This window comes from Myxococcus sp. AB025B (assembly GCF_006518215.1).
GTDB lineage: Bacteria > Myxococcota > Myxococcia > Myxococcales > Myxococcaceae > Myxococcus > Myxococcus fulvus.
On sequence record NZ_SRLW01000581.1, the window covers coordinates 1 to 2099 of the forward strand.

General features: G+C 72.5%; 1 protein-coding gene. It reads right to left on the reverse strand.

Annotated elements, in window-relative coordinates; all coding sequences use genetic code 11:
- The coding region (gene mnmG, locus FL311_RS42770; RefSeq protein ID WP_141333380.1) for a tRNA uridine-5-carboxymethylaminomethyl(34) synthesis enzyme MnmG at nucleotides 1–1536 on the reverse strand (1536 nt) is incomplete at its 3' end.
- Nucleotides 1537–2099 lie beyond the last annotated feature (563 nt).

Here is a 2099-nt window from a genome sequence, read left to right on the forward strand (position 1 = left end):
GGGCCAGTCCGCCCTCCCCTCCCCCAGCGCCAGGTACGTCACCTCGGGCCGCTTCAGCCTCGCCGCCAGGCCCGTGCGCTTGAGCCGGGTGACTTCCTCCGTCACCGCGCGCTGCCGTGCCTCGGCCCGCTCCAGCGCCTCGCGCGGCAACAACCCCACGCGGTGCCCGTGACGCGCCAGCCGCAGGTCCGCGTTGCCCTCGCGCAGCTTGAGCCGGTGCTCGGAGCGGCTGGTGAACATGCGGAACGGCTCGTCCACGCCCTTGGTCACCAGGTCATCCACCAGCACCGCGCCGTGCGCCTCGTCGCGCCCGAGCACGAGCGCCGGCTCGCCCTTCACCCGCAGCGCCGCGTTGAGCCCCGCCCACAGGCCCTGGAAGGCGGCCTCCTCGTAGCCGGAGGTGCCGTTGAGCTGCCCCGCGAAGTACAGGCCCGCGACGGACTTGGTCTCCAGCGTGGGGTGCAGCTGCGTGGGCGGCGAGTAGTCGTACTCCACCGCGTAGCCGAAGCGCACGACCTCCACCTTCTCCAGGCCGGGGATGGTGCGCAGGAAGTCGAGCTGCACGTCCGCGGGCAGGCTGGTGGACAGCCCCGCCGGGTAGACGAGTGGAGAGTCCGGCCCCTCGGGCTCGAGGAACACCTGGTGCCGCTGGCGGTCCGCGAAGCGCACCACCTTGTCCTCCAGCGACGGGCAGTAGCGCGGGCCCCGGCCGACAATCTCCCCCTGGTACAGCGGCGAGCGGTGCAGGTTGTCGCGCAGCACCCGATGCGTCTCGAGCGTCGTCTGCGTCATGCCGCACGTCACCTCGCGCTGCCGCGGGAACGGCACCCCCGAGGCCTGCTCCACGCGCGTGCGCCAGGAGAACGGGCGCGGCGGGAAGTCACCGGGCTGCGGCTCCACGCGGTCCCAGTCGATGCTCGCGCGAGCGAGCCTGGCCGGAGTCCCCGTCTTGAAGCGGCCCAGCGTGAAGCCCAGGCCGCGCAGCGAATCCGACAGGCCCCTGGCCGCGTCGTCCCCGAGCCGTCCGCCGACCTCCTTCTTCTCGCCCACGTGCATCAGCGCCTGGAGGAAGGTGCCCGTGGTGAGCACCACCGCGGACGCGGCCACGTCGGTGCCGTCGCCCATCCGCACGCCCATCACCCGGCCAGCCTCCGTCACCAGCGCGGAGACTTCTCCCTCGCGCACGGTGAGGTTCGGCGTGTGGAAGAGGACGTCCTGCATCAGCGCGGCGTACTGCTCGCGGTCGCAGAGGATGCGCGTGGCCTGGACCGCGGGGCCCTTGGAGGCGTTGAGTATCTTGAAGTGGGTGCCGGCCAGGTCCGCCACGCGGCCCATCTGTCCGCCGAGCGCGTCCAGCTCGCGCACCAGGTGACCCTTGGCGGTGCCGCCCACGGCGGGGTTGCAGCTCATCACCGCGGAGCGCTCGCGCTTGAGCGTCACGGCCAGCGTCGAGAGGCCCAGCCGCGCGCACGCGAGCGCCGCCTCGCTGCCGGCATGGCCCAGGCCCACCACGATGACGTCGTACCGGAGTCCCATCGCTCACGAGGGTCGCCGGAGGGCCACCGGGCCTGACCGGGCCCGAGCATTCCGTCATGGCGCCCCGAGCACCCTGGCTCCGGGCGCGCCGCGACCGTGCGTGTCCGTATGTCTCCGGCGGACGCCCTTGGCAAGCAAAGGGAAGGTTTACGGGAGCGCGCGAGGCGGGCAGTGGGAGGGGTTGAGGAGCTGCCTGCCTCGCGCGCACCGGCCATCCTCCGTGAGGTTCAGTCCCGTACGACGGGCTTCCCCCCTCGGCCTGGATGGCGAATCCAAGAATGTCGGGCGGGCCTCCTCTCGGCACGCCGGTCCTGCGGTCGAGCGCCTCGCGTCCCCACGCGGTCGCTCCAAGTCCCCCTCTTCACGAGGCGGGCCCATGCCCCCTCGCTTGTTCATTGCCCCTACTGGCGTCGCACACACGGAGGGCGGGCCTTGGCCGTGCGGTGAGGGCGCTACGGAGAGCTCGAGTCTCTTGGGAGGCCCTGCTCCCCCGTGTGCGCGACGGGGATATGAATAACCGGAGGGTCTGACATGCCGGCTTCCGCCGGGCGGGGCTCCTGGGG